The following is a 566-nucleotide window of genomic DNA, read 5'->3' on the forward strand; positions in this document are numbered from 1 at the left end:
CTCACCGGCCGCATTCTCTTCAAACGGAGAGAATCACGACCGGCAAGCCGGGCATAGCCTTTTTCCGCGGCCTGCTAAAGTACATTCGTTGCACCCCTGATCGGTGCCGATACCGCCGATGATTCATGCGGCCTCGTTCCTCTGGCTGTCCAACGCTGAAATCGCAACATCGAAGGCGTCGGGCGCAAGGTGGGCGTATCGCATAGTCATCTGAATAGTGGCGTGTCCAAGCAGCTTCGAAACGGTCAGCAACGGCACACCTCGCATCACCAAACGAGACGCAAACGTATGCCTGAGATCATGGAGATTCAGATCATCCAGTCTCGCATCCGCCGTCGCCTTGTACCAAGCCCCATGCGGATTGCGGTACGGCTTGACCTTCGCCCCGTTCTTCACCTCCCTCAATCGGTCATTCCGTAAGCGGTGTCTGACGACACGTCCTCGCCCGTTCGGGTTCATGAAATATTCCGCTGATTGCAGATCAGTGGAGGACCAGCATGTCGGGGACGGATCGGGAGGCACTCTGGCGTCAGCATGTGCAGGCGTGGCGGGAGAGCGGGCTGACG

Annotated in this window: 1 protein-coding gene; it reads right to left on the reverse strand. The window is 58.5% G+C overall.

Annotation, left to right across the window (positions count from 1 at the left end; genetic code table 11):
• Positions 1–123: 123 nt before the first annotated feature.
• A partial coding sequence (locus tag QSG27_RS29175) for a site-specific integrase (RefSeq protein ID WP_306712383.1) occupies positions 124–566 on the reverse strand: 443 nt, incomplete at its 5' end.

The organism is Azospirillum isscasi (assembly GCF_030849505.1).
In the GTDB taxonomy this organism is placed as follows: domain Bacteria; phylum Pseudomonadota; class Alphaproteobacteria; order Azospirillales; family Azospirillaceae; genus Azospirillum; species Azospirillum isscasi.